20 protein-coding genes are annotated in these 24756 nt (G+C 66.8%); 12 read left to right on the top strand and 8 right to left on the bottom strand.

The genetic code is table 11. The annotated features are described in order from the left end of the window. The first annotated feature begins 21 nt into the window (after positions 1-21). From grpE to dnaJ, 3 genes are all read left to right on the top strand, one after another. Positions 22-537, top strand: coding sequence for a nucleotide exchange factor GrpE (gene grpE / locus ACM0PB_RS07130; RefSeq protein ID WP_005416181.1), 516 nt, complete (start codon positions 22-24; stop codon positions 535-537). A 180-nt stretch (positions 538-717) separates the two neighbouring features. Further along, positions 718-2640 carry a molecular chaperone DnaK gene (gene dnaK / locus ACM0PB_RS07125; RefSeq protein WP_005416183.1) on the top strand — a complete coding sequence of 641 codons (1923 nt, stop codon included), beginning with the start codon at positions 718-720 and terminating at the stop codon, positions 2638-2640. 154 nt (positions 2641-2794) lie between these two features. Next, on the top strand, positions 2795-3919 hold the full coding sequence (gene dnaJ / locus ACM0PB_RS07120; protein ID WP_065179664.1) for a molecular chaperone DnaJ: 1125 nt from the start codon (positions 2795-2797) through the stop codon (positions 3917-3919). A 122-nt stretch (positions 3920-4041) separates the two neighbouring features. Here the strand turns inward: dnaJ and ACM0PB_RS07115 are convergent, their stop codons facing one another. Next, positions 4042-4839 (bottom strand): AraC family transcriptional regulator, encoded by a 798-nt coding sequence (locus ACM0PB_RS07115; protein ID WP_414604840.1) that lies wholly within the window; start codon positions 4837-4839, stop codon positions 4042-4044. A 72-nt stretch (positions 4840-4911) separates the two neighbouring features. Between ACM0PB_RS07115 and ACM0PB_RS07110 the strand changes: the two genes are divergently transcribed. The 3 genes from ACM0PB_RS07110 (at position 4912) to ACM0PB_RS07100 (ending at position 8691) form a co-directional block, all read left to right on the top strand. Next, on the top strand, positions 4912-6111 hold the full coding sequence (locus ACM0PB_RS07110) for an MFS transporter (RefSeq protein ID WP_049416912.1): 1200 nt from the start codon (positions 4912-4914) through the stop codon (positions 6109-6111). Between the two features lie 550 nt (positions 6112-6661). Next, positions 6662-7570: a pyridoxal kinase gene (pdxY, locus tag ACM0PB_RS07105; RefSeq protein WP_065185191.1), complete on the top strand. Its 909-nt coding sequence runs from the start codon at positions 6662-6664 to the stop codon at positions 7568-7570. Next, positions 7567-8691, top strand: a complete 1125-nt coding sequence (locus tag ACM0PB_RS07100; protein ID WP_065185190.1) for a prephenate dehydrogenase — start codon at positions 7567-7569, stop codon at positions 8689-8691. The genes pdxY and ACM0PB_RS07100 overlap by 4 nt, the downstream gene beginning before the upstream one ends. Before the next feature lie 259 nt (positions 8692-8950). Here the strand turns inward: ACM0PB_RS07100 and ACM0PB_RS07095 are convergent, their stop codons facing one another. From ACM0PB_RS07095 to ACM0PB_RS07075, 5 genes are all read right to left on the bottom strand, one after another. Further along, entirely contained in the window at positions 8951-9145 is a 195-nt protein-coding gene (locus ACM0PB_RS07095) for a hypothetical protein (protein WP_005416191.1), read from the bottom strand. Between the two features lie 70 nt (positions 9146-9215). Continuing rightward, the gene (locus ACM0PB_RS07090) at positions 9216-10988 is read right to left on the bottom strand and encodes an ABC transporter transmembrane domain-containing protein (protein WP_414604839.1); all 1773 of its coding nucleotides are present in this window, start codon (positions 10986-10988) and stop codon (positions 9216-9218) included. Further along, on the bottom strand, positions 10981-11577 hold the full coding sequence (locus tag ACM0PB_RS07085) for an IMPACT family protein (protein ID WP_005416193.1): 597 nt from the start codon (positions 11575-11577) through the stop codon (positions 10981-10983). The genes ACM0PB_RS07090 and ACM0PB_RS07085 overlap by 8 nt, the downstream gene beginning before the upstream one ends. A gap of 40 nt (positions 11578-11617) precedes the next feature. Then, the gene (locus ACM0PB_RS07080) at positions 11618-12613 is read right to left on the bottom strand and encodes a hypothetical protein (protein ID WP_414604838.1); all 996 of its coding nucleotides are present in this window, start codon (positions 12611-12613) and stop codon (positions 11618-11620) included. Continuing rightward, a complete protein-coding gene (locus ACM0PB_RS07075) occupies positions 12610-13128 on the bottom strand; it encodes an RNA polymerase sigma factor (protein WP_414604842.1) in 519 nt (172 codons plus the stop codon). Before ACM0PB_RS07075 ends, ACM0PB_RS07080 begins: the two co-directional genes overlap by 4 nt. Positions 13129-13375: 247 nt before the next feature. Here ACM0PB_RS07075 and ACM0PB_RS07070 point away from each other — a divergent pair, with 247 nt between their 5' ends. Further along, positions 13376-16216: a bifunctional diguanylate cyclase/phosphodiesterase gene (locus tag ACM0PB_RS07070; RefSeq protein WP_164229603.1), complete on the top strand. Its 2841-nt coding sequence runs from the start codon at positions 13376-13378 to the stop codon at positions 16214-16216. Between the two features lie 19 nt (positions 16217-16235). On the opposite strand, the gene ACM0PB_RS07065 is transcribed toward ACM0PB_RS07070, so the two are convergent. Beyond that, entirely contained in the window at positions 16236-16829 is a 594-nt protein-coding gene (locus tag ACM0PB_RS07065; RefSeq protein ID WP_005416197.1) for an LOG family protein, read from the bottom strand. Between the two features lie 344 nt (positions 16830-17173). Beyond that, positions 17174-18670 carry an aminotransferase class III-fold pyridoxal phosphate-dependent enzyme gene (locus tag ACM0PB_RS07060; RefSeq protein ID WP_005416198.1) on the bottom strand — a complete coding sequence of 499 codons (1497 nt, stop codon included), beginning with the start codon at positions 18668-18670 and terminating at the stop codon, positions 17174-17176. A gap of 210 nt (positions 18671-18880) precedes the next feature. Here ACM0PB_RS07060 and queA point away from each other — a divergent pair, with 210 nt between their 5' ends. The 5 genes from queA to secF all read left to right on the top strand — a co-directional run bounded on the left by queA (position 18881) and on the right by secF (position 24649). After that, positions 18881-19948: a tRNA preQ1(34) S-adenosylmethionine ribosyltransferase-isomerase QueA gene (gene queA, locus ACM0PB_RS07055; RefSeq protein WP_065185185.1), complete on the top strand. Its 1068-nt coding sequence runs from the start codon at positions 18881-18883 to the stop codon at positions 19946-19948. 176 nt (positions 19949-20124) lie between these two features. Further along, entirely contained in the window at positions 20125-21255 is a 1131-nt protein-coding gene (tgt, locus tag ACM0PB_RS07050) for a tRNA guanosine(34) transglycosylase Tgt (RefSeq protein ID WP_014646826.1), read from the top strand. Positions 21256-21389: 134 nt separating this feature from the next. Next, the gene (gene yajC, locus ACM0PB_RS07045) at positions 21390-21734 is read left to right on the top strand and encodes a preprotein translocase subunit YajC (RefSeq protein ID WP_005416201.1); all 345 of its coding nucleotides are present in this window, start codon (positions 21390-21392) and stop codon (positions 21732-21734) included. Between the two features lie 61 nt (positions 21735-21795). Continuing rightward, positions 21796-23652 (top strand): protein translocase subunit SecD, encoded by a 1857-nt coding sequence (gene secD / locus ACM0PB_RS07040; protein WP_065185183.1) that lies wholly within the window; start codon positions 21796-21798, stop codon positions 23650-23652. 16 nt (positions 23653-23668) lie between these two features. Next, a complete protein-coding gene (gene secF, locus ACM0PB_RS07035) occupies positions 23669-24649 on the top strand; it encodes a protein translocase subunit SecF (RefSeq protein ID WP_065185182.1) in 981 nt (326 codons plus the stop codon). The last annotated feature ends 107 nt before the right edge of the window (positions 24650-24756 follow it).

Here is a 24756-nt window from a genome sequence, read left to right as displayed (position 1 = left end):
GTGACCGCCAGGGACCCAGACATGAACCACGAACATCCAGATATCGAATCCCAGCAGAGTGCCGCCGATGCGGCTGCCACCGCCGGCGTCAACGACGAAGTCGAGCGCCTGCGCGCCGAAGTCGAGCAGGTCAAGGCCGATGCGCTGCGTGAGCGCGCCGACCTGGAAAACCAGCGCAAGCGTGTTGCCCGTGACATCGAGCAGGCCCGCAAGTTCGCCAACGAGAAGCTGCTGGGCGAGCTGCTGCCGGTGTTCGACAGCCTGGATGCCGGCCTGAAGGCCGCCGGCGACGACCCGCACCCGCTGCGCGAAGGCTTGGAGCTGACCTACAAGCAGCTGCTGAAGGTCGCCGCCGACAACGGCCTGGCGCTGCTGGATCCGATCGGCCAGCCGTTCAACCCGGAACACCACCAGGCCATCAGCCAGGTGCCGACCCCGGGCGCTGCCCCGGGCAGCGTGGTGACCGTGTTCCAGAAGGGCTACCTGCTCAACGAGCGCCTGCTGCGGCCGGCGCTGGTGGTGGTGGCCGCCGACTGATCCGGCAGGGCCGGGCGGCGGACAGACCCGTCACCCGACCCGACGCTGAATGCGCCGGATCGTCGGAAACACAGCGTTCGGGAGGTGGCTTGAATGTTCCACGGGCCTCCCCCACATCGTATTCATCCACCGGCCGAACGGCCGGACTGACCCCAACAAGCATCCTCAGGAGTCTCCCCCATGGGCAAGATCATTGGTATCGACCTCGGCACCACCAACTCGTGCGTGGCGATCATGGACGGCGGCAAGGCCCGCGTCATCGAGAATTCGGAAGGCGATCGCACCACCCCGTCGATCGTCGCCTACACCAAGGACGGCGAAGTCCTGGTCGGTGCCTCGGCCAAGCGCCAGGCCGTGACCAACCCGAAGAACACCTTCTATGCGGTGAAGCGCCTGATCGGCCGCAAGTTCACCGATGGCGAGGTGCAGAAGGACATCGCCCACGTCCCGTACAGCATCCTGGCCCATGACAATGGCGATGCCTGGGTCGCCACCAGCGACGGCAAGAAGATGGCCCCGCAGGAAATCTCGGCCAAGGTGCTGGAGAAGATGAAGAAGACCGCCGAGGACTTCCTCGGTGAGAAGGTCACCGAAGCGGTCATTACCGTGCCGGCCTACTTCAACGACAGCCAGCGCCAGGCGACCAAGGACGCCGGGCGCATCGCCGGCCTGGACGTCAAGCGCATCATCAACGAGCCGACCGCGGCTGCGCTGGCCTACGGCCTGGACAAGGGCGACAACAAGGATCGCAAGATCGTGGTGTACGACCTGGGCGGCGGCACCTTCGACGTCTCGGTGATCGAGATCGCCAATGTCGACGGCGAGAAGCAGTTCGAAGTGCTGGCCACCAACGGCGACACCTTCCTGGGTGGCGAAGACTTCGACAACCGCGTCATCGAATATCTGGTTGAAGAATTCAACAAGGACCAGGGCATCGACCTGCGCAAGGATCCGCTGGCCCTGCAGCGCCTGAAGGATGCTGCCGAGCGCGCCAAGATCGAGCTGTCCAGCGCCCAGCAGACCGAAGTGAACCTGCCGTACGTCACCGCTGACGCGTCGGGTCCGAAGCACCTGAACATCAAGCTGACCCGCGCCAAGCTGGAAGCACTGGTGGACGACCTGATCAAGAAGTCGATCGAGCCGTGCCGCGTCGCCCTGAACGATGCCGGCCTGCGTTCGAGCGACATCAGCGAAGTGATCCTGGTCGGCGGCCAGACCCGCATGCCGAAGGTGCAGCAGGCGGTGACCGAGTTCTTCGGCAAGGAACCGCGCAAGGACGTCAACCCGGACGAAGCCGTGGCACTGGGTGCGGCGATCCAGGGCGGCGTGCTGGGCGGCGACGTCAAGGACGTGCTGCTGCTGGACGTGACCCCGCTGTCGCTGGGTATCGAAACCATGGGTGGCGTGTTCACCAAGATCATCGAGAAGAACACCACCATCCCGACCAAGGCCTCGCAGGTGTTCTCCACCGCCGAGGACAACCAGTCGGCCGTGACCGTGCACGTGCTGCAGGGTGAGCGCGAACAGGCCCGCTTCAACAAGTCGCTGGCCAAGTTCGACCTGTCCGGCATCGAGCCGGCCCCGCGCGGCCTGCCGCAGGTGGAAGTGTCCTTCGACATCGACGCCAACGGCATCCTGCACGTGTCGGCCAAGGACAAGAAGACCAACAAGGAACAGAAGGTCGAGATCAAGGCCGGTTCGGGCCTGTCCGAGGAGGAGATCGCGCGCATGGTCGCCGACGCGGAAGCCAACCGCGAAGAAGACAAGAAGTTCCAGGAACTGGTGCAGGCCCGCAACCAGGCCGACGCCCTGATCCACGGCACCCGCAGCGCCATCACCGAGCACGGCAGCAAGGTCGGCGGCGATGTCATCGGCAAGGTCGAGGCGGCGCTGGCTGACCTGGAAACCGCGATGAAGGGCGACGACAAGGCACAGATCGAAGCCAAGTCGAAGGCACTGGAAGAAGCTGGCCAGTCGCTGTTCGCCGCTGCTTCGGCCGACCAGGGCGGTGCCCCGGGTGCCGACGCCGGCAATGCCGGCAAGGCGCAGGACGACGTGGTCGACGCTGAGTTCACCGAAGTCAAGGACGACAAGAAGTCCTGATCCGGACCGACGCGGGACGCTGGCCACCAGCGTCCCGTTGTCGCATCAGGGTCCTGACCGCCTACCGGCGTGTCGGGGCGCCCGACGCAAGAGCGGACCTGGTTCCGCTCTTCCGCTTTGACGAATCCCGACGTTCCGGAACCCGATTCACGATATGAGCAAGCGCGATTACTACGAAGTGCTGGGCGTTGCCCGCACCGCCACTGACGAAGAGCTGAAGAAGGCCTACCGTCGCTGCGCGATGAAGTTCCACCCGGACCGCAACCCGGGCGATACGGCGGCCGAAGCCTCCTTCAAGGAGTGCAAGGAAGCCTACGAAGTACTGTCCGACGGCAACAAGCGCCGCATGTACGACAGCCACGGCCACGCCGCGTTCGAGCATGGCATGGGTGGTGGTGGTCCGGGCGGCCCGGACATGAACGATATCTTCGGCGATATCTTCGGCAACATTTTTGGCGGTGGCGGCGGTGGTCCGCGCCAGGCCCGTCGCGGCGCCGACATCGGCTACGTGATGGAACTGGACCTGGAAGAGGCCGTGCGCGGCGTCGAGCGCCGGATCGAGATCCCGACCCTGGCCGAATGCGGCGACTGCGATGGCAGTGGCTCCGAAGACGGCAAGGTCGAGACCTGCAACGTGTGCCATGGCCGTGGTCAGGTGCGCATCCAGCGCGGCATCTTCGCCATGCAGCAGGCCTGCCACAACTGCGGCGGCCGTGGCCAGATCATCGCCAAGCCCTGCAAGACCTGCCACGGCAACGGCCGTGTCGAGGAAGACAAGGTGCTGTCGGTGAAGGTGCCGGCCGGCGTCGACACCGGCGATCGCATCCGCCTGCAGGGCGAGGGCGAGGCCGGCCCGGCCGGCACGCCGCCGGGTGATCTGTACGTGGAAGTGCGCGTGCGCGAGCATGCCATCTTCCAGCGCGATGGCGATGATCTGCACTGCGAAGTGCCGATCCGCATCTCGCAGGCGGCGCTTGGCGACACCGTGCGCGTGGCCACCCTCGGCGGCGAAGCGGAGATCCGTATCCCGGCCGAGACCCAGACCGGCAAGCTGTTCCGCCTGCGCGGCAAGGGCGTGCGTTCGGTGCGCAGCCGCAGCGAAGGCGACCTGTACTGCCGCGTGGTGGTGGAGACGCCGGTGAACCTCACCAACGAGCAGCGCAAGCTGCTGGAACAGTTCGAAGCCACCTTCGTCGGCGAGGAAGCGCGCAAGCATTCGCCGAAATCGGCCACTTTCATCGACGGCGTGAAGGGCTTCTGGGACCGGATGACGTCCTGAGTTTTTCAACGGAAGCGTTGAGCGGAAGCGCCGGGCCATGCCCGGCGTTCTCGTTTGCGATCTGCGATGGTTTCCGCCGGGCATGCGCCGCGATGGTGGATCCACGCCATGCGTGGACGGCGTTACCGGAAAAACGCCGCAGGTGTCTGCCCCAGCTGGCGCTTGAACATGCTGGTGAACGCGCTGGGGCTGTCGTAGCCCGTCGCCAGCGCGACATCGATGACCTTGTCACCGACCGCCAGCCGTTCCATCGCGGCCAGCAGCCGTGCCTGCTGCCGCCACTGGCCGAAGGTCATGCCCAGCTCGGTGGCGAAGCGCCGCTGGATGGTTTTCACGTCCACCTCCAGCGCCTGTGCCCAGTCCTGCAGTGTGGCGTCGTCGCCGGGGTGCTTCTGCAGGTGTTGGCAGATCCGCAGCAGGCGCGGGTCGCTTGGCGCAGGCAGGTGCAGAGGCAGCACGTCCATGCGATGCAGTTCGTCCAGCAGAAGGCGCACCACGCGGCCATCGCGGCTGTCCTCGATGTGCTCGCCCTTGACCAGCGTGGCGGCCTGCAGCAGCTCGCGCAGCAGGGGCGACACCTGCACCGCGAACGGCTCGGTCGGCAGGTGCGGGGCAAACGGCGGGTCGATGTACAGGCTGCGCATGTGCACGGCGGCGATGCAGTCCACCGCGTCCACCATGCCGGCCGGCATCCAGATCGCGCGGTTCGATGGCACCACCCAGCGCCCGACTTCCGACCGCACCACCATCAGGCCGGAGATGGCGTAGACCAGCTGGTGGCGCTGATGCTTGTGACCAGGGATGTGGGTACCTACGGGGTACTGGGTGACCCGATAGGTGACCGGGCGATGCAGTGGAACCTCCCGCCAGGGCGCGGCCGGATCGACGTCACTGGCTATGTCCTTTTTGCGATAGGGCATGACCTGAACGCGGCAGAAGGGAGGGAAGGGCAACCGTAGCATGCGGGGCTCGCCCCCAACCTGACTGCGTCCATGTCCACCCTGGCTTCTCCCGCAACGACCTCACGCCCGGCGGCCCCCGGCGTGCTGGCCGCCATTTCCACCTCGCACGTCGTCAACGACATGATGCAGTCGCTGATCCTGGCCATCTATCCGGTGATCAAGGGTGGCTTCAATCTCAGCTTCACCCAGATCGGCCTGATCACGTTGACCTATCAGCTCACTGCGTCGATCTTCCAGCCGTTGATCGGTGTAGCCACCGACCGCCGCCCGGCACCGTATTCGCTACCGATCGGCATGGCCTCGACCTTGTGCGGCATGCTGCTGCTCGGCTTCGCGCCGAACTACGCGATGGTGCTGCTGGCAGCGGCAATGGTCGGCATCGGCTCGGCGATCTTCCATCCGGAGGCCTCGCGCATCGCGCGGCTCGCCTCGGGCGGCCGTCATGGCTTCGCACAGTCGGTGTTCCAGGTGGGGGGCAATTTCGGTACCGCGTTGGGCCCGCTGATTGCGGCGGCAGTGATCGTGCCGTACGGCCAGCATGCCGCGTCGTGGTTCGCAGGCGCGGCCCTGATCGGCATCGCATTGCTGACCTATGTTGGCCGCTGGTACGCGTTGCATCTGGGCACGCCGCGCCCGGCCAGTACCGCCTCGATGGCGCCGCGCCATCCACCACGCACGGTGGCCAAGGTGCTGGCGATCCTGCTGGTGCTGATCTTCAGCAAGTACTTCTACATGGCCAGCATCGGCAGCTACTTCACCTTCTACCTGATCCACCATTTCGGCATTCCGGTGGCGCAGGCGCAGCTGCACCTGTTCGCGTTCCTGGTGGCGTCCGCCGCTGGCGGCTTCCTCGGCGGCCCGTTGGGTGACCGGATCGGCCGCAAGCCGATCATCTGGACCTCGATCCTCGGCGTGGCGCCGTTCGCGCTGATGCTGCCGCATGCCGACCTGTTGTGGACGACGGTGCTGGCGGTGCTGATCGGCTTCGTGCTGTCTTCGGCGTTCTCGGCGATCGTGGTCTATGCGCAGGAGATGATGCCGCACCGCATCGGCATGGTGTCCGGCCTGTTCTTCGGTTTCGCGTTCGGTATGGGCGGGCTGGGTGCCGCCGTGCTCGGCCTGCTGGCGGACAGAACCAGCATCGAGTACGTCTACCAGCTGACCGCGTTCCTGCCGTTGCTGGGCATCGTGGCGGCGTGGTTGCCGCCGTCGCGGCCTGCTGCTCGCTGAGAGGGTTTGGTTTGCAGGGCTTGCAGCCCTGCACCCGCAGAGGCAACGGCAACAGCCGAAGCGCGCTATCCGTGGATTGGCGGGGTGGGTCCGGTTGCGGGGGACGCCGTGAATACGTCCCTGCAGGCTCGGTCGCGCCATCCATGGCGCTCACGCCCCCGCAACCGGACCCACCCCGCCTTCGACAGTTTCCTGCGATTTGTCGGAACGGCGTACTGCTCTGGTAGGTGTCGACGTTGGTCGACACGGTAGATCCATGCCATGCGTGGATGAATTCATTCCATGTCTGACAGATGTGTCGACCAAGGTCGACACCTACCAACAGACATCCGGAATCTGTCAAAGGCGGGGCGGTGTGGGTGGGCAGGACCGTTGGCGCCATGGATGGCGCCATCGAGCCCCCATGGATGGGTTTACGGCGTGTCCTGACCACCCACACCGCCCCGCCACCCCACGGATAGCTCGCTTTTGCCGTTGCCGTTGCTTGCAGCTTCGGCAGGTGCAGGGCTGCAAGCCCTGCCGAACACTCCACCGGGCGTAGAATGCGGCCATGAGCGAATCCCTTGATAACCACCTGGTCCACGGCCGCCGCCAGCGGCCGGATGGCCCGTCGCCGATCGATGTCATCTCGGTCCAGTCGCAACTTGTCTACGGCCACGCCGGCAACAGTGCCGCCGTACCGCCGATGCGCGCGCTGGGCGTGCGCGTGGCGGATATCCCGACCGTGCTGCTGAGCAATGCGCCTTTCTACGACACCACGCGTGGCCGCGTGCTGCCCGCTGACTGGTTCGCCGACCTGTTGCTGGGCACCCACGAGCGCGGCCTGCCGCAGCGGGCGAAAATGCTCGTCTCCGGCTATTTCGGCAGCACCGCCAACGGGGCCGCCTTCGCAGACTGGCTGGACGACATCCTGCCGGCCTGCCCGCAGCTGCGCTATTGCCTGGACCCGGTGATTGGCGACACGCACACCGGCCCCTACGTGGAACCCGGGCTGGAAGCGATCTTCGCCGAGCGCCTGTTGCCGCATGCCTGGCTGGTGACGCCGAACGCTTTCGAACTGAATCGCCTGACCGGCATGCCGGCGCTGGCCGAGGCCGATGCCATCGCCGCCGCGCGCACGCTGCTGGATCGCGGCCCGCATTGGGTGATCGCGCACAGCGTGGGCGGCAGCCCGGGTGAACTGGTGACCCTGGCCGTCGGCCGCGAGGAAACCTGGCGCTGGACCTCGCCGCTGCTGCCGGTGGACGTGGCGGGTACCGGTGATGTGCTGATGTCGCTGGTGGTGTCGTTCCTGCTGCGCGGCGAATCGATGCAGCAGGCGATTTCGCGTGCGATTGCCGGCACCCATGCGGCGCTGGAGGCGACCCTGGACAACGGCTTCGAGGAATTCGACGTGGTCGCCGCCGCGCCGGCGGCGCTGGCCGAAGGCACGCGCTTCCGCGCCGAACGCGTTGCATGAGCGGCCTGGACCCACGCACGCCGCGCACGGTCGGCATCGTCGGCAGCGCTGGCGCCTACGGGCGCTGGCTGACCCGCTTCTTCCAGCAGCACCTGCAGTTGCAGGTGATCGGCCACGATCCGGCCGACCCTGGTTCGCACACGCCGGAACACCTGCTGGCGCAGGCCGATGTGCTGGTGTTCTCGGCACCGATCCGGCACACCCCGGCGTTGATCGCCGAGTACGTGCGGCAATCGGCGGGCCGCGAGCAGGGCAGGCTGTGGCTGGATGTGACCTCGGTAAAGGAGGCGCCGGTGCAGGCGATGCTGGCGTCGCGGGCCGAAGTGGTCGGCCTGCACCCGATGACCGCGCCGCCGAAGGCGCCGACCCTGAAGGGCAGGGTGATGGTGGTCTGCGAAGCGCGGCTGCAGCTCTGGCAGGCGTGGGTCGATACGCTGTGCGCCGCGCTGCAGGCCGAGTGCGTGCGGGCCACGCCGCAGCACCACGACCAGATGATGGCGCTGGTGCAGGCGATGGTGCATGCCACCCATCTGGCCCAGGCCGGCGTGTTGCGCCAGTACCAGCCGCAGCTGGGCGATCTGGCTGCGATGATGCCGTACCGTTCGGCATCGTTCGAGCTGGATACGGCGATCATTTCGCGCATCCTGTCGCTCAACCCGGCGATCTACGAAGACATCCAGTTCGGCAACCCGTACGTGGCGCCGATGCTGGAGCGGCTGGTGGGCCAGCTGCAGGCATTGCAGGCGCAGGTCGTGCAGGGTGACGACGGTGCACGTGGTGCATTCCGCGAGCAGCTGCTGTCGGCCAATCGCACTGCCTTCGGCGAGCAGGCGCTGGCGGACGGCAACTACACGTTCGAACGCGTGGGCTATCTGCTGGCTGACCTGACCGAGCGCAACGCGCTGTCAGTACACCTGCCGGAAGATCGGCCCGGCTCGCTGCGCGAGCTGCTGAACGTGTTCGAGCAGCATCGCATCAGCCTGGCCTCGATCCATTCCTCACGTACGCCTGGTGGCGAAGTGCACTTCCGCATCGGGTTCATCGCCGGCAGTGATCCGGCAGCGATCACCCGGGCGGCCGCGGAAGTGGACGCCAGCGGCATCGGGCGGGTGCTCGGCTGACCACATTCATCCACAGGCGGTGTGGATGGATCCTGAGCAAACGTGTGGATAACCTCTCTCAGCCCTTGCTGGCAAAGGCTGTCAAGATGCCTGGCGAAAAATTGGCCACGCTTTTCTGTAGGGTTGAACCATGCTCGGGTGCTTTTGGCCAAAAGCGTGTCGACCAAGGTCGATACCTGCCAGAGCGGAGGATGGAGATCCGGTAGCGCGAGCGCGGAGCAGCACGAATGCGGTAGCGCCGGGCCATGCCCGGCGAACCTCAAATCGTCAACCGCAGTTCACCACCACTGGTGGTGAACTCACGCCCATTGCGCACCAGCTGGCGCCCGTCATCCAGCTCATAGCGCGGCGTGGCTTCGGAGTGGTGCCCGCTGCCGTTTGCCTCGGGCTTGAATTCGATGATGATGTGGCTTTCGCCATTACTGTCGACGGCGGGGAACTGACGGAACGACATCGCGTACCTCCTTCAGCGGATGCTGCGGGTGCGCGGCCAGCTTGGTCTTGCCGATGTTAGCCGGCCGTCATCAATCGATGAACTGCAGTCGTGCCAGTTCAGCGTACAGTCCGCCTTCGGCCAGCAGCTGCGCATGGGTACCTTCGGCGACGATACGGCCCTGGTCCATCACCACGATGCGGTCGGCCTTGAGCACGGTGGCCAGGCGGTGGGCGATGACCAGCGTGGTGCGACCGGCCATCAGCCGCTCAAGTGCCTGCTGCACGCCATGCTCGCTCTGCGCATCCAGTGCGCTGGTGGCCTCATCGAGCAGCAGGATCGGCGCATCCTTCAGCAACGCGCGGGCGATCGCCACGCGCTGCTGCTGGCCACCGGACAGGCGTGCGCCGCGCTCGCCCAGTTCACTGTCGTAGCCTTGCGGCAATGCCCGCAGGAAGCCATCGGCCTCTGCTGCACGTGCGGCGTCCTCGACCTCGGCGTCGCTGGCCTGCAGCCTGCCGTAGCGGATGTTGTCGCGTGCACTGGCTGCGAACAGCGTCGGCTGCTGCGGTACCAGTGCCAGCTGCGCGCGCAGCTCGGCCGGATCGACCTGGCGCACGTCGATGCCATCCACGCAGATGCGGCCGCTGGCCGGATCGTGGAAGCGCAGCAGCATCGACAGCACCGTGCTCTTGCCTGCGCCCGACGGGCCGACCAGGGCCACGGTCTCACCCGGGCGGACATGCAGGTTGAAGTGGTCCAGCGCGGCCTGGTCCGGGCGCTGCGGGTAGTGGAACACCACGTCGTCGAACTGGATTTCGCCGCGTAGCGGTTGCGGCAGTGCGTGCGGCTGCGCCGGCGCACGGATCTCGATGTCTTCCTGCAGCAGCTCGCCGATACGGCCCATGCCACCGGCCGCACGCTGCAGCTCGTTCCACACTTCGGCCAGGGCGCCCACCGAGCCGCCGCCGATCAGCGCGTACAACACGAACTGGCCCAGCGTGCCGGCACTGAGGCGGCCGTCGATGACATCGTGCGCGCCCAGCCACAGCACGCCAACGATGGCGCCAAACACCAACAGGATGGCACTGGCGGTAACCAGCGATTGCGCACCGATGCGCCGGCGTGCGGCACCGATGGCATCGCCCAGCGCCTTGTCAAAGCGCCCGCGCTCATAGGGCTCGCGCGCATGCGCCTGCACCGTGCGCACGGCGCCCAGCGTCTCGCTGGCCAGGCTGTTGGCATCGGCGATGCGGTCCTGGCTGCTGCGCGCAACCGTACGCAGCTTGCGCGCGCCGACGATGATCGGCAGCACCGCCAGCGGGATGCCGAGCAGTGACCACGCGGCCAGCCGAGGGCTGGTGACGAACAGCATCGCCAGGCTGCCGACCACGGTTACGCTGCTGCGCAGGGCGACCGACATGGTCGAGCCGACCACGCTGCGCAGCAGTTCGCTGTCGGCGGTCAGGCGCGAGACCAGTTCGCCGCTGCGGCTGCGGTCGTGGAAACCGGCGCCGAGCTGGATCAGGTGTGCATACAGGCGGCTGCGCAGGTCGGCGACGACCTTCTCGCCCAGCAGCGACACGAAGAAGAACCGTGCGGCCGTCGCCAGTGCCAGCACCACCGCCACCAGCATCAGCAGGGCGAAGGCACGGTTGATCTGGCCACCGCTGGTGAAGCCGTGGTCGATCATCTGCTTCACGGCGGGGGGCAGGGTCAGCGTGGCGGCCGAAGAGACCGCCAGGGCAAGCAGCCAGGCGGTGAACAACCCGCTGTGGCGGCGCACGAACGGCCACAACGTCCGCAGGCTGCCAAGGCGGCGCAGCGGCGGGGTCGAGGCAGGGGCGTCGTCCTTGTCAGTCATCCTGGTTGTCGTCTTGTATGCGGATACGGTCACGGGTGGCGTCGCGCAGGCGGATTTTCAATGCATCGACCTGATCGGCCGGCAATTCGGCCCGCAGGCAGACGCCGTTGGCATCGAACTGTTCATCGAGTTTCCCGGCGCCGAAGGCGGGCAGGGTGGCGTGCAGGATGCCCAGGTCCTCGAAGCCGGCCAGCAGCTGCAGCCGGGCCATCGCCACCAGGGGCAGGCGGGGGGCGGTGCGCAGGCACTCGGCGGCAGCGCCACCGTAGGCGCGCACCAGTCCACCGGCGCCCAGCTTGATGCCGCCGAACCAGCGCGTCACCACCACCATCACACGGTCGAAACCCTGGCCATCGATTGCCGCCAGGATCGGTCGTCCGGCCGTTCCAGCGGGCTCGCCATCATCGCTGGAGCGGTAGTCCTGGCCGTACCGGTAGGCCCAGCAGTTGTGGGTCGCGTCGGCTGCTGCAACCTGCTGCAGGATCGCCATGGCCGCTGCGGCGCTGTCGATCGGCGCAGCATGGGCGATGAAACGACTGTGTTTGACTTCCAGCGTGTGGCTGACAGGCTGGGCGAGGGTATCGAGCATTCCCGTCATTCTACGGGGTCGCCGGAGGTCACGTTCTGCTTCAGTCGTCCAGCAACGGGCGCAGGTCGCGCGGCAGGCGGGCTTCCGGATACTGCTGCACGTAGCGCTCCAGGCTGGCGCGGGCCAGATCGCGCTGGCCGTCGTCGCGTCGCGCGCGGATCTTCTGCAGCCACTGCCGGCGCGGCAGTCGCGCGTCGGCGTCCACCTCGGCCTGCACGGCATCCGCGCTCAGGCCCGCGTCGCTGCCGCGGCGCATGATGCCCGGTGCGGAACGGCTGGGCGCCTCACGCTTCATCGAGGTGATCTCCACCCGATCCAGCGCCTGCGTCCGCTCGGCCTCGGCGGCATTGGTTGCCGGTGCCGTGGCCGTGCGTGCTTTCATTGCCCCGGACGCTGCTGGCGCGAATGCCGGTGCGGGTGCGGGTGCCGAGTAGGCGGCCGGTGCAGGTGGCGCTGGCGGTGCTGCAGCCGGAGCGGGCGGGAGCGCCGCAAAGGAGGTGTCGGCGGCCGCATCTGCGGCCACGGACCGTGCAGCCTGGGCCGGCGCTTCAGCGGTCTTGGCCGGCGCAGGCTTGTGCGCACGGGCGATGGCCGGTGCCGGGGCAGCGGAAACAGGGGCGGACTCGGGTGCTGCCGGAGCAGCGGCTGGTTCCGCAACCGCCACTGCGCTGTCGGCTGAACCACTTCCAGCGGCCTGATCGGCAGCCGCGACGTCTTCTGCCGCAGCCGGTGCTGCGGCAACAGCAGTCTCGCCCGCCGGAACCGGTGGCGGTTCAGGACGCAGCTGCCAGGCGATGCCAATGGCGAACACCATCGAAGCGGCGATGCCGAACACCGCTGGCCAACGCGGGCCTGTGCGCTGCTTGCGCGGCGCCTCGGGAGAGGCAGCAACATCGGTACCCGGAGCGTCAACCGCGGCACGCGCCGCGGCCAGGATGGCGGCGTCCAGTGCGGCCGGTGGTGCCTGCTCGGCGCGACGGCCGAGCAGCCGGGCCAGCTCGCGTTCTTCCGGCGTCAGCGGTTCGTCTCGGTTCATGCGTTCAATCCCGCACGCAGCTTGTCCATCGCATAGCGCAGCCGCGATTTCACGGTTTCCCGGCCTACGCCGGTGATCTGGCCGATCTCCTCCAGGCTCAGTTCCTGATCCAGCCGCAGTTGCAGCACTTCGCGCTGCTCGGGCGGCAATTGCTCCATCGCCAGCTGGATGCGGCGACGTTGTTCGAATTCGGAAAGCTCACCTTCCGGGGTCTGCCCATCCTCGATCGCGGCCAGGCGCAGGTCGGCGTCGGCCGGCGCGGCAGGGCGATGGCGGGCGGCGCGCCAATGGTCGTTCAGGCGGTTGTGGGCGATGCGGAACAGCCAGGTGCTGAACGCTGCTTCGGGCTGCCACCCGGCACGGGCGCTGATCACCCGCTGCCAGACGTCCTGGAAGATCTCCTCGGCCAGCGCGTTGTCGCGCAGTTGGCGCAGCAGGAAACCGAACAGTCGCTTGCGATGGCGCGCATACAGGCTTTCGAACGCGTGCAGGTCGCCGCCGGCCCAGGCCAGCATCAAGGCTTCATCGGTTGGCAGTGCGCTGGCTTCCACGGCGTACAGGGTAAGGCCTGCAGGCGATGGCGCATAGCCGGTGGCAGGGGCGGGCAGGGCGAGGGTCATGGCTCGGAAGAGGCTGCGGACGGCAGGAAAAACGTACGGGCGCACGATTCGGGGTTTACGGGCTTCCATTGCCCCCCGGGTGGCGCGCTATGCTCGTCGGCTCAGGGGAGGCGACGCATCGACGGCGCCAAGAGATTGTCATTTGTCCACGCATGCTGAACCGGCGGAAGAGCCACCACACGAGGCCGTGCTGAGCACGGCGCTGGTGCGCGCGTTGCATGCGCTTTTGCCGGAAACGGCCTTGGTCCGCGTCGGCTGGGACGACCCGCAGCTCGGGCGTGGTCAGGGCGGGTGGCCGACCGACGGGGCGGCAGGCGCGTTCACTGCGCCGGGCATCGGCGACGGCTCCCATGGCTGGGAACATGACGGTGCACGCCTGCAGTTGTCGGTGGAAGGCGCTGTGCCTTCCGCGGCGTGGTGGGGGCTGGCCCGTCAGGCCATGGAACTGGCACTGCAGCGTGGCCGCCAGGCCGGGCAGATCAAGGCGCTGGAAGAAGCTGAACGGTTGCAGCAGGCGCTGTTCCAGATCGCCGATCTGGCCGGCGCCGATCTGGAAATGTCGGAGATGCTGCGTCACGTGCACGGCGTGCTCGGCACGCTGATGTATGCCGAGAACTGCTACATCGTTGAATACGATGATGTGCGTGACCAGATCCGCTTCCTGTACTTCGCCGACCAGGTCGACGATTTCGTCGCCGACCCGACGCAGAGCCATGACGCCGCCGAGATGCCGCGCAGCTTGACCGTCGCGCTGCTGCGCCATGGCAAGCCGCTCAGCGGACCCTCGCGCGAACTGCTGGCGCGCGTGGTCGAGCAGGAGCACGACCCGCAGCGTGGCCCCGAAAGCCTGGACTGGCTGGGTGTGCCGATGCTGCGCGATGGCCGGGTATGCGGCGCGATCGTGGTGCAGAGCTATGAGCTGGCGGCCCGTTATGGCGAGGCCGAGCGGGCGTTGCTGGGCTTTGTCGCGCAGCACGTGCAGACTGCGATGGATCGGCGCCAGGCGCAGGTCCGGCTGGAGCAACAGGTGGAGCGGCGTACGCTGGAACTGCAGCGCGCCAACCACAGCCTGCAGGATGAAGTGGCGGAGCGCCGGCGCGCCGAGCAACTGCAGACCGCGCTGTACAACATTGCCGAAATGGCGATGTCGGCCGACAGCCTGGCCCAGTTCTACGGGCAGGTGCATGGCGTGGTCGGGCGCCTGCTCGATGCGCGCAACTTCTATATCGCGCTGGTGAACGGAAGCGGCAACGGCCTGGACTTCGTCTATTCGGTGGACGAGCACAATGCCAGCCGTGCACCTCGTCCGTTCAGTCGCGGCCTGACCGAATACGTGGTGCGCAACCGGCGGCCCCTACTGGCCTCACGCGCCCAGATCGATGCGCTGCTGGCCAGTGGCGAGGTGCGTGAATCCGGCGCGCGCTCGCATTGCTGGCTGGGCGTGCCGCTGCTGCGCGATGACGAGGTGGTCGGTGCGATCGTGGTGCAGAGTTACAGCGAGAACAGTACGTTCAGCGTGCACGATCAGCGGCTGTTGACGTTCGTTGCGCAGAACATCGGAACCGGGTTGGCGCGCCAGCGCGACCAGCAACGGCTGCGTTTGGCGCATGCCGAACTGGAAAAGCGCGTGGAGGAACGCACGCGTGAGCTGGCCGAGGTCAACGAGAAGTTGCTCGGCCAGATCGGCGAGCGCCTGCGGGCCGAGCAACGCCTGACCCATCAGGCCATGCACGATGCGCTGACCGGCCTGCCCAACCGGCTGCACCTGCTCGATCGCCTGCAGGATGCGCTGGCGCTGGCCAGGCGCGAGGGTGGGCCGGTGTTCGCCGTGCTGTTCCTCGACCTGGATCGCTTCAAGCTGGTCAACGACAGCATCGGCCACGCCGCGGGTGACCGCATGCTGGTGGAGGTGGCCAAGCGCATCGTATCGATGGCCGGTGCCGATGATGTGGTGGCACGGCTGGGCGGTGATGAATTCGCGGTACTGCTGCAATGCCCGCAGGGCCTGGCACAGGCACTGGATTTCGGCCAGCGCCTGCTGCTGGCACTGCAGGAGTCGATGTGGATCGCCGGCCGCGAACTGTTCCCGTCCGGCAGCCTGGGCATCGCGCTGTGGAATCCGCGCTACCGTACCGGCGAGGAGCTGCTGCGTGATGCGGACGCGGCGATGTACCGGGCCAAGGCGCAGGGCCATGACCGCTGCGCGATCTTCGACGAGGACATGCGTGAACAGGCCATGCGCAGCCTCGACCTGGAAGCCGATCTGCGCCGCGCGATCAACAACCGTGATTTCGTTCCGTTCTTCCAGCCGATCGTGCGCCTGTCCGATGGCGAAGTGGTGGGACATGAGGCATTGCTCCGCTGGCAGCACGAGCGTCGTGGCCTGCTGTTGCCCGGCGCGTTCCTGGAGCTGGGAGAGGAAAGCGGCCTGATCGAACAGGTCGACTGGCTGATCTACGAGCAGGTCATCGCGCGCCTGGCCGAAGGTGGGCAGAGCTATGTCTCGGTGAACGTTTCGCCGCGCCATTTCCGCTCGGCCGAGTTCAGCGACCGCCTATTCGGTCTGCTCGACGCGTGTGGCGCCGATCCGCGCCGGCTGCGGCTGGAGATTACCGAGGTCGCGCTGCTGGACGATGCGCCGCACACGCTGCGCATCCTGCAGGGCCTGCGCGAGCGTGGCATCCAGGTGCAGCTGGACGACTTTGGTACCGGCTTCTCTGCGCTGTCCTACCTGCACCGATTCCCGATCAGTACATTGAAGATCGACCAGAGTTTCATCGCCGGCCTGCACGGGCCGGAAGTGCAGAGCACGCGCGCGCTGGTCGAAGGCGTGCTGTCACTGGCCCGCACCCTGGGCATCGAAACCATTGGCGAAGGCATCGAGACCGAGGCGCAGCGGCAGACACTGCGCGAACTCGGTTGCGACTATGGCCAGGGATACCTGCTGGGCCGTCCCGCACCGTGGGCACGGACGCTGGCGTGAGCCACCGCGACGGTTCGCTTCAGCGCAGAGCCGAGCGACGTTTCTCGTCGATCCACTTCGAGGCCTGGGCCGGCTGGTAGTTCTGCATCCACACCAGCATTTCCTCGATGTCCGAGCCGTACCAGAGGTCCTGGCGCTGGTCCGGATGCAGGAAACGCTCTTCCACCATGCGGTCGATCATGCCGATCAGCGGCGCGTAGAAACCTTCCACATCGAGGAACGCGCACGGCTTGTTGCCGATGCCCAGCTGGCGCCAGGTCAGCATCTCGAAGATCTCTTCCATGGTGCCGAAGCCACCGGGCAGGGCAACGAAGCCATCGGCGAGGTCGAACATGCGCGACTTGCGCTCATGCATCGAGCCGACGATCTCCAGTTCGGTCAGGCCGCGGTGGGCCACTTCCCAGTCGGCCAGCTGGCGCGGGATCACGCCGGTCACCTCGCCGCCAGCGGCGAGCACGGCGTTGGCCACGGTACCCATCAGGCCAACGTTGCCGCCGCCATACACCAGGCGCAGGCCATCGCGGGCAATGCGGTCGCCCAGTGCAATGGCGCGTTCGGTATAGGCCGGCTTGCTGCCAGCGTTGGAACCACAGTACACACAGATCGATTTCATGGATCTTCCTGTCTCTTGGCCGGAAACGAAAACGCCCCGTCGCCGACCGCAGGGCGGTCAGAGACGGGGTGTCAGTGGATTATGAGGCCTTGACAGGCCTTCTGTAGCGCCGAGCCGCGCCGCGTTTAACCGGCGGTGCCATTGCACCACCTCGCATCGCAATGCGCGCGGAGCCCTCCGTTCCGGGGGATGGTTCCGGGCTCGGCTGCCCTTCGTTCAGATCACGGCAAAGGCGTCAGCCAAGCAAGGCGATGCCGGTCGTCCTGACCATCACCCTTCGGGCCGTCGCCAGCGACGTTGGCAGCGGCTCCTGCCGCTGCCTCCGGTTCTACCAAAGCGATGGCTTACGCCGCCGCGGCCTGCTCGCGGCGCGGGCCTTCACGCAGGGCACGGCCCACCATGGCCACCAGCAGGTCCAGCTCCTGGCTGTCCATGCCGAAGTGCGGGGTGAAGCGCAGCGAGTTCTCACCACCGTGAATCACGTTGATGCCGTGCTGGCGCAGCCATTCCTCGGTGGAGTTGGCGCCATAACACTTGAACTGCGGGGCCAGCTCGCACGAGAACAGCAGCCCGGTGCCCTGCACCTTGGTGATCAGGCCGCCCAGCTCGCTCTTGAGCTGTTCCAGCTTGCGCACGGCCTCGGCACCGCGCTCGGCGATGTTGGCGCGTACCTGTGGGGTCAGCTGTGCCAGGGTGGCGCAGGCGACGTCCAGCGCACGCGGGTTGCTGGTCATGGTGTTGCCGTAGATGCCCTTGCGGTACAGCTGCGCAGCATGCTCGGTCACCGCCAGCACCGACAGCGGGTACTGCGCGGCGTTGAGCGCCTTGGAATAGGTCTCCATGTCCGGCGGGTCAAGGCCTTCAAAGCCCGGGTAATCGACCACCGACAGCACGCCATGCGCGCGCAGGCCGGCCTGGATCGAGTCGAGCAGCAGCAGGCTGCCATGCGCACGGGTCAGCTCACGGGCAACGGCATAGAACGACGGCGGCACCGAACGGCCCGGGTCGCCTTCGCCCATCACCGGCTCCAGGAATACGGCTTCGATGAACCATTGGTTGCGTGCAGCATCCTCGAACACCTTGCGCAGGCCGGCCTCGTCGTAAGGCGCCACGGTGATCACCGAGTCCTCGCCACGGTAGCTGGCCAGGTGCTGCATGTAGCTCTTGCGGCTGGAATCCGAATAGAGGGCAGGGCGGTCGGTACGGCCATGGAAGCTGCCCTTGACCACCACGCGCTTGATCGTAGCGCCGGCGTGACGTGCGCCAGGATCGGTCTGCAGCTTGGCGTTGACGTCGGCGATGCGCGCGGCCAGGCCGACGGCTTCGGAGCCGGAATTCAGGCACATGAAACGGGCGAACGGGCAGCCGCCACGGCGGTGGCCGATCTCGGCGCGCAGGGCGGTGATGAAGCGCTGCTGCGACAGGCTGGGGGTCATGATGTTGGCCATCACCTGTGGGCGCGCCATGGCCTCCAGCACGGCGTCCGGGGTGTGCCCGAAGCCGAGCATGCCGTAGCCGCCGGCGTCGTACAGCACGGCGCCCTTCAGGGTGACCACCCATGGGCCGCGCGCGGCCAGCGCCACGTACGGGGTCACCGCGTCATCGGCATAGAAATTGACGAATCCGTCCTGCATCGCGTCGATCTGTGCCTGTTCGTCCTGTGCCAGCAGCGGCCCCAGGTCGGCCTGCACGCGCGCGAATTCCTCGGCGGCGGCGTCCACTGCGGCGATCAGCTGCGGGTGGTTGGCGGACAGGGCGGTCAGGGTGGCATCGTCCAGGCCGGTAGTGAGGCGGGTGCCGGGCTGGTTGCGCAGGGGGGCGAGGCGTTCGATGAAGCTCATTGCAGATCTCCTGAAACAATGGGTCGCACGGGCCATCAAAAGCAAAACGCGCGTCATCACGCGCGCTTGGGGCAGGCTCGTGCAGCGGACTTCCGGTTCGATGCTAGCACTTGTTTTTTTGCGCGATAACCCCGCAGAAACCTGCTGCATAGCAGCATTTTGCGCGACGTTCGCCGCGAAGTGCGCCGGCTCGCAGACGCTGGACGTACAATGCGCGCCATTGTCGACCTGTTGCCGCCCACCGCCTTGAAGAAGTCCGATTTCCACTACGACCTGCCGGCTGAACTGATCGCGCAGGCTCCCCTGGCCGAACGCTCCGCCAGCCGCCTGCTGCTGGTACCGCCGGCACCTGCCGCCTTCACCGACCTGCAGGTGCGTGACCTGCCGTCGCTGCTGCAGCCGGGCGACCTGCTGGTGTTCAACGACACCCGGGTGATTCCGGCGCGCCTGTTCGGGCAGAAGGCCAGCGGCGGCCGCGTGGAGATCCTGATCGAGCGCCTGCTCGGCGGTCAGCAGGCGCGTGCGCAGGTCGGCGCCAGCAAGTCGCCGAAGGCCGGCAGTCGCATCGCGCTGGATGCCGGTGGCGAAGCCGAGGTGCTGGGCCGCGATGGCGAGTTCTACGTGCTGCAGTTCCATGTGCCGGAGTCGCTGGAGCAGTGGCTGCTGCATGCCGGCCGCCTGCCGTTGCCGCCCTACATCCAGCGCGAGCCGGGCGTGGACGACCGCGAGCGGTACCAGACCGTGTTCGCGCGCGAGGTAGGCGCGGTGGCAGCACCGACCGCCGGCCTGCATTTCGACGAGCCGCTGCTGGCGGCGCTGAAGGACAAGGGCGTGGAGTTCGGCCACGTCACCCTGCATGTGGGTGCGGGCACCTTCCAGCCGGTGCGCGCCGATGACCTGAAGGACCACGTGATGCACCGCGAGTGGCTGAACGTCGGCGCCGAACTGGTGCAGCAGGTGCGGCGCACGCGCGCCGGCGGCGGCCGGGTGATCGGCGTCGGCACCACCGTGGTGCGCGCGCTGGAAAGCGCGATGCGCGATGGCGAGCTGCTGCCGTTCGCCGGCGAGACCCAGATCTTCATCACCCCGGGCTACCGCATCCGCAGCGTCGACGCGATGGTGACCAATTTCCACCTGCCGGAAAGCACGCTGCTGATGATGATCTCGGCGTTTGCAGGCAAGGACCGCGTGTTCGAGGCCTACCGGCACGCGATCGAGCAGCGCTACCGCTTCTTCAGCTACGGCGACGCGATGCTGCTGTTCCCGCAGGCGGAGTAGTGGCTGACCTCTGCTTGCTTGTGGTGGGTGCGCACCGTTGGTGCGCACTTGCAGGTGCCTGGAGACCAGGAAAGCCACGCATGGCGTGGCTCTACTGCCGTGCCGTTCAGGCCTGAATGGGCGGTCGAGCCGGTTTTGGGAGACAATGAGCAACTATTTGCCCGAATGACCGCTCCATGTCCCGACTGCAGTTCCAGCTCCAGACCCGCGATGGCCGTGCCCGCCGTGGCCGCCTGACCTTCCCGCGTGGCACGGTGGAAACGCCGGCCTTCATGCCGGTGGGGACCTATGGCTCGGTCAAGGGCATCCTGCCGGACCAGGTGCGGGCGCTGGGCGCCGAGATCATCCTCGGCAACACCTTCCACCTGTACCTGCGCCCCGGCCTGGACATCATCGCCGACCACGGCGGGCTGCACGGCTTCTGCCGCTGGGATGGACCGATCCTGACCGACTCCGGTGGTTTCCAGGTGTTCTCGCTGGCCCATCGACGCAAGATCACCGAGCAGGGCGTGACCTTTGCCTCGCCCACCGACGGCGCCCGGGTGTTCCTCGGTCCCGAGGAGAGCATGAAGATCCAGAAGGTGCTCGATTCGGACATCGTGATGATCTTCGACGAGTGCACCCCGTATCCGGCCACCGAAGACGTTGCCCGCCGTTCCATGGAGCTGAGCCTGCGCTGGGCCCAGCGCAGCCGCAACGCGCATGACGAGCTGGGCAACGACGCGGCCTTGTTCGGCATCGTCCAGGGGGGCGTGCACACCGACCTGCGCAGCCGCTCGGCCGACGCCCTGCAGGCGATCGGCTTCGACGGCTACGCCATCGGCGGCCTGGCCGTGGGCGAGCCGGAGCACGAGCGCAATGCCATGCTCGACCACCTGGATCCGGAGCTGCCGGGCGACCGCCCGCGTTACCTGATGGGCGTGGGCCGGCCGGAGGACCTGGTCGAGGGCGTGGCGCGCGGTGTGGACATGTTCGACTGCGTGATGCCGACCCGTAATGCGCGCAACGGCCACTATTTCACCTCGTTCGGCACCGTTCGCATCCGCAATTCCCAGTACGCGCGGGACATGGACCCGATCGAGCCGGGCTGCGGCTGCGTGGCCTGCACCGGCGGTTACACCCGGTCCTACCTGCGCCACCTGGACCGCTGCAACGAGATGCTGGCGCCGATGCTGGGCACCCTGCACAACCTGTTCTATTACGAAAAGCTCATGGCCGACATCCGTGCCGCGATCGAGGCGGGAACCTTCCTGGCCTTCCGCGAGTCCTTCTACGCGGCACGCGGAGCGGTGGCCCCGCCGCTGTAACCCCGGCGCCCCCCTGCCGAACGGCCCAAGGACGAACGCCCGGGGCCGTGGCATACTTCAAGGCTGACCCAGATCCGCGGTCGACACCCCCGCCCCTCAAGGGACGGGAGCGCCGCCCAACCAAAGGACCAACGATGAACCTGCTTGCTTTCCTGATTCCCGCCGCCCACGCCCAGGCCGCCGGCGGCCAACCGCAGGGCATGGGCCTGACCACGCTGCTGTTCCCGATCATCCTGATCGCCATCATGTACTTCCTGATGATCCGCCCGCAGATGAAGCGGCAGAAGGAGCACAAGGCCATGCTGGAGAAGATCAAGCGCGGCGATGAAGTGCTGACCAACGGCGGCATCGCCGGCAAGGTCACCGACATCGGCGACCACTTCATCACCGTCGAAGTGGCCGACAACGTGCGCATCCGCGTGCAGAAGGGCGCTGTCGGCAGCGTGCTGCCGACCGGCACCCTGGATTCGGCCAAGTAAGCCACTCCCTTTCCGAAGCACAACCGCGGCGCCGGGGATGGCGCCGCGCGGGACCCAAGCAATGCTCGAATTTCCACGCTGGAAGTACGTCGTCATCCTGATCGTACTGGCGCTCAGCGCGCTGTACGCGCTGCCCAACATCTACCAGAAGGACCCGGCCATCCAGATCACCGCCAACCGTGGCGGGCAGATCGACGATGCGCTGCGCGACCGTGTGCTGGCCGACCTGAAAAAGGCCGGCATCGCCACCATCGGTGCCGACAAGGAAGGGGAAAGCCTGATCGTCCGCCTGTCGGACCTGAAGTCGCAGTCCGCTGCCAGCGACGTCCTGCGTGACACCGTCGGCGAGAAGTACACCGTGGCGCTGAACCTGGCTTCGACCGTGCCCGACTGGCTGGCCAACCTCGGCGGTCGCCCGATGGTGCTGGGCCTGGACCTGCAGGGCGGCGTGCATTTCGTGCTGCAGGTCGACCAGAAGGCTGCCCTCGACAAGCGCCTGGATGCCTATACCGAAGACGTGCGCAGCACCCTGCGTGACGCGCGCATCGCCTACCAGTCGGTGGAACGCCGCGCCGACAACAGCATCGTGGCCAACCTGAGCCCATCCGCCGGCGATGACGCCGCGCAGCGCGCCCGCGCCGCGCTGGTCAAGGCGCAGCCGACCCTCGGCTATGACGTCAGCGGCAACCGCATCACGGTCACCGTGCCGGAGACCGAGATCACGCAGATCGCCAACGGCGCCATCGAGCAGAACATCAACACCCTGCGCAACCGCGTGAACCAGCTCGGCGTGGCCGAGCCGATCATCCAGCGCCAGGGTGCCGACCGCGTGGTCGTGCAGCTGCCGGGCGTGCAGGACACCGCCGAAGCCAAGCGCATGATCGGTGCCACCGCCACCCTGGAATACCGTGCGGTGGTTGAAGGCAATGCGCAGGACGCCATCAACTCCGGCCGCATTCCGCCGGAAGCGAAGGTCTACCAGCAGCGCGACGGCCGTGGCCCGATCCTGCTGAACAAGCGCGTGATCGTCACCGGTGACCAGATGGTTGGTGCGCAGGCGGTGACCGATTCGAACAGCGGCTCGCCGGCGGTCAGCGTGACGCTGAACAACGTCGGTGGCCAGCGCATGTTCGACTTCACCAGCGCCAACGTGAACAAGCCGATGGCGGTGGTCTACACCGAGCGCGTGCCGACCGTGACCGTCGTCGACGGCCAGGAAGTGCGTGGCTTCAAGGTCAACGAGGAAGTGATCTCGGTGGCCAACATCAACGGCGTGTTCGGCAAGAACTTCCAGACCACCGGCCTGCAGAAGAAGGAAGCCGAAGACCTGGCCAAGCTGCTGAAGTCGGGTTCGCTGGCTGCGCCGATGGACTTCGTCGAGGAGCGCGTGGTCGGCCCGAGCCTCGGCGCCGAGAACGTCAAGAACGGCATGCGCGCGGTGGTGTTCGCGTTCCTGTTCACCCTGGTGTTCTTCAGCGTGTACTACCGCATGTTCGGTGTGATCACCTCGGCAGCGATGCTGTTCAACCTGCTGATCGTAGTGGCGGTGATGTCGCTGTTCGGTGCCACCATGACCCTGCCGGGCTTTGCCGGCCTGGCGTTGTCGGTCGGCCTGTCGGTGGACGCCAACGTGCTGATCAACGAGCGTATCCGTGAAGAGCTGCGAGCCGGTGTGCCGGGCAAGACGGCGATCGTGACCGGTTACGAGCGTGCCTCGGGCACCATCCTCGACGCCAACCTGACCGGCCTGATCGTCGGCGTGGCGCTGTTTGCATTCGGTACCGGTCCGCTGAAGGGCTTCGCGCTGACCATGATCATCGGTATTTTCGCCTCCATGTTCACCGCGATCACCGTGTCGCGTGCGCTGGCGACGCTGATCTACGGCCGTCGCAAGAAGCTCCAGAACGTGGCCATCTGACGGGACGACACGCACAATGAAACTGTTTCCGCTGCACATCCTCCCGAACGACACCAAGATCGACTTCATGCGCTGGCGCCATGTCGCCATGGCAGTCACCATCGTGGTGTTCCTGGCCTCGGTCGCCATCATCGGCATCAAGGGCTTCAACTACGCGCTGGACTTCACCGGCGGCACCCTGATCGAAGCCCGCTTCGACAAGGCGGTGGATGTTGAGCAGGTCCGCACCAAGCTCGAGCAGAGTGGCTTCGAAGGCGCCCAGGTGCAGAGCGTGGGTGGCAACACCGACCTGCTGATCCGCCTGGCCCCGCACGGCGAGCATGCTCCGGGTACCGGCGACGCCGCCCACGAGGACAAGGCCACGGCCGCTGCCGTGGTGAAGGCGTTGTCCACTGCCGACAATCAGGCCACCGTGCTCCGCAACGAGTTCGTGGGCCCGCAGATCGGCAAGGACCTGGCGATGAATGGCCTGTATGCCACCATCTTCATGCTGGCCGGCTTCCTGATCTACATCGCAGTGCGCTTCGAGTGGAAGTTCGCGGTCACCGCCAGCATCGTGGCGATGTTCGACCTGATCGTGACGGTCGCTTACGTGTCCCTGCTGGGCCGTGAGTTCGACCTGACCGTGCTGGCCGGCCTGCTGTCGGTGATGGGCTTTGCGATCAACGACATCATCGTGGTCTTCGACCGCGTCCGTGAGAACTTCCGCAGCCTGCGCGTGGATTCGATGGAAGTGCTGAACCGTTCGATCAACCAGACGCTGTCGCGTACGGTGATCACTGCGGTGATGTTCTTCCTGTCCGCGCTTGCCCTGTACCTGTACGGCGGCAGCTCGATGGAAGGCCTGGCCGAGACGCATATGATCGGTGCGGTGATCGTGGTGCTGTCCTCGATCCTGGTGGCAGTGCCGATGCTGACGATCGGTTTCCTGCGCGTCAGCAAGCAGGACCTGCTGCCGAAGGCGAAGGACGTTGAGGCCCTGGCCCGTCGCCCGTAACCGTTCGCGCTGCACGCAACCCACAGAGAACCCCGCGCAAGCGGGGTTTTTTGTGTTGCAGGGCTTGCAGCCCTGCACCCACGGTAGTGGGCGCCGCGCGCCCGCCC

This window comes from Stenotrophomonas sp. AR029, assembly GCF_047520695.2.
GTDB classification, from domain to species: Bacteria; Pseudomonadota; Gammaproteobacteria; order Xanthomonadales; family Xanthomonadaceae; genus Stenotrophomonas; species Stenotrophomonas sepilia.
This window is presented reverse-complemented; position numbering and strand designations above follow the sequence as displayed.

Bases quoted from the DNA above. Each gene is read 5' to 3' on its own strand.
- ACM0PB_RS07085 (WP_005416193.1), bottom strand. From the start codon at position 11,577: ATGCTCGATACCCTCGCCCAGCCTGTCAGCCACACGCTGGAAGTCAAA.
- ACM0PB_RS07075 (WP_414604842.1), bottom strand. From the start codon at position 13,128: ATGCTGGCCTGGGCCGGCGGCGACCTGCACGCGTTCGAAAGCCTGTAT.
- ACM0PB_RS07060 (WP_005416198.1), bottom strand. From the start codon at position 18,670: ATGAGCTTCATCGAACGCCTCGCCCCCCTGCGCAACCAGCCCGGCACC.
- ACM0PB_RS07090 (WP_414604839.1), bottom strand. From the start codon at position 10,988: ATGACTGACAAGGACGACGCCCCTGCCTCGACCCCGCCGCTGCGCCGC.
- tgt (WP_014646826.1), top strand. From the start codon at position 20,125: ATGTCCCGACTGCAGTTCCAGCTCCAGACCCGCGATGGCCGTGCCCGC.
- dnaJ (WP_065179664.1), top strand. From the start codon at position 2,795: ATGAGCAAGCGCGATTACTACGAAGTGCTGGGCGTTGCCCGCACCGCC.
- dnaK (WP_005416183.1), top strand. From the start codon at position 718: ATGGGCAAGATCATTGGTATCGACCTCGGCACCACCAACTCGTGCGTG.
- ACM0PB_RS07110 (WP_049416912.1), top strand. From the start codon at position 4,912: ATGTCCACCCTGGCTTCTCCCGCAACGACCTCACGCCCGGCGGCCCCC.
- yajC (WP_005416201.1), top strand. From the start codon at position 21,390: ATGAACCTGCTTGCTTTCCTGATTCCCGCCGCCCACGCCCAGGCCGCC.
- secD (WP_065185183.1), top strand. From the start codon at position 21,796: ATGCTCGAATTTCCACGCTGGAAGTACGTCGTCATCCTGATCGTACTG.
- pdxY (WP_065185191.1), top strand. From the start codon at position 6,662: ATGAGCGAATCCCTTGATAACCACCTGGTCCACGGCCGCCGCCAGCGG.
- secF (WP_065185182.1), top strand. From the start codon at position 23,669: ATGAAACTGTTTCCGCTGCACATCCTCCCGAACGACACCAAGATCGAC.
- queA (WP_065185185.1), top strand. From the start codon at position 18,881: ATGCGCGCCATTGTCGACCTGTTGCCGCCCACCGCCTTGAAGAAGTCC.
- ACM0PB_RS07095 (WP_005416191.1), bottom strand. From the start codon at position 9,145: ATGTCGTTCCGTCAGTTCCCCGCCGTCGACAGTAATGGCGAAAGCCAC.
- ACM0PB_RS07115 (WP_414604840.1), bottom strand. From the start codon at position 4,839: ATGCCCTATCGCAAAAAGGACATAGCCAGTGACGTCGATCCGGCCGCG.
- grpE (WP_005416181.1), top strand. From the start codon at position 22: ATGAACCACGAACATCCAGATATCGAATCCCAGCAGAGTGCCGCCGAT.
- ACM0PB_RS07065 (WP_005416197.1), bottom strand. From the start codon at position 16,829: ATGAAATCGATCTGTGTGTACTGTGGTTCCAACGCTGGCAGCAAGCCG.
- ACM0PB_RS07100 (WP_065185190.1), top strand. From the start codon at position 7,567: ATGAGCGGCCTGGACCCACGCACGCCGCGCACGGTCGGCATCGTCGGC.
- ACM0PB_RS07080 (WP_414604838.1), bottom strand. From the start codon at position 12,613: ATGAACCGAGACGAACCGCTGACGCCGGAAGAACGCGAGCTGGCCCGG.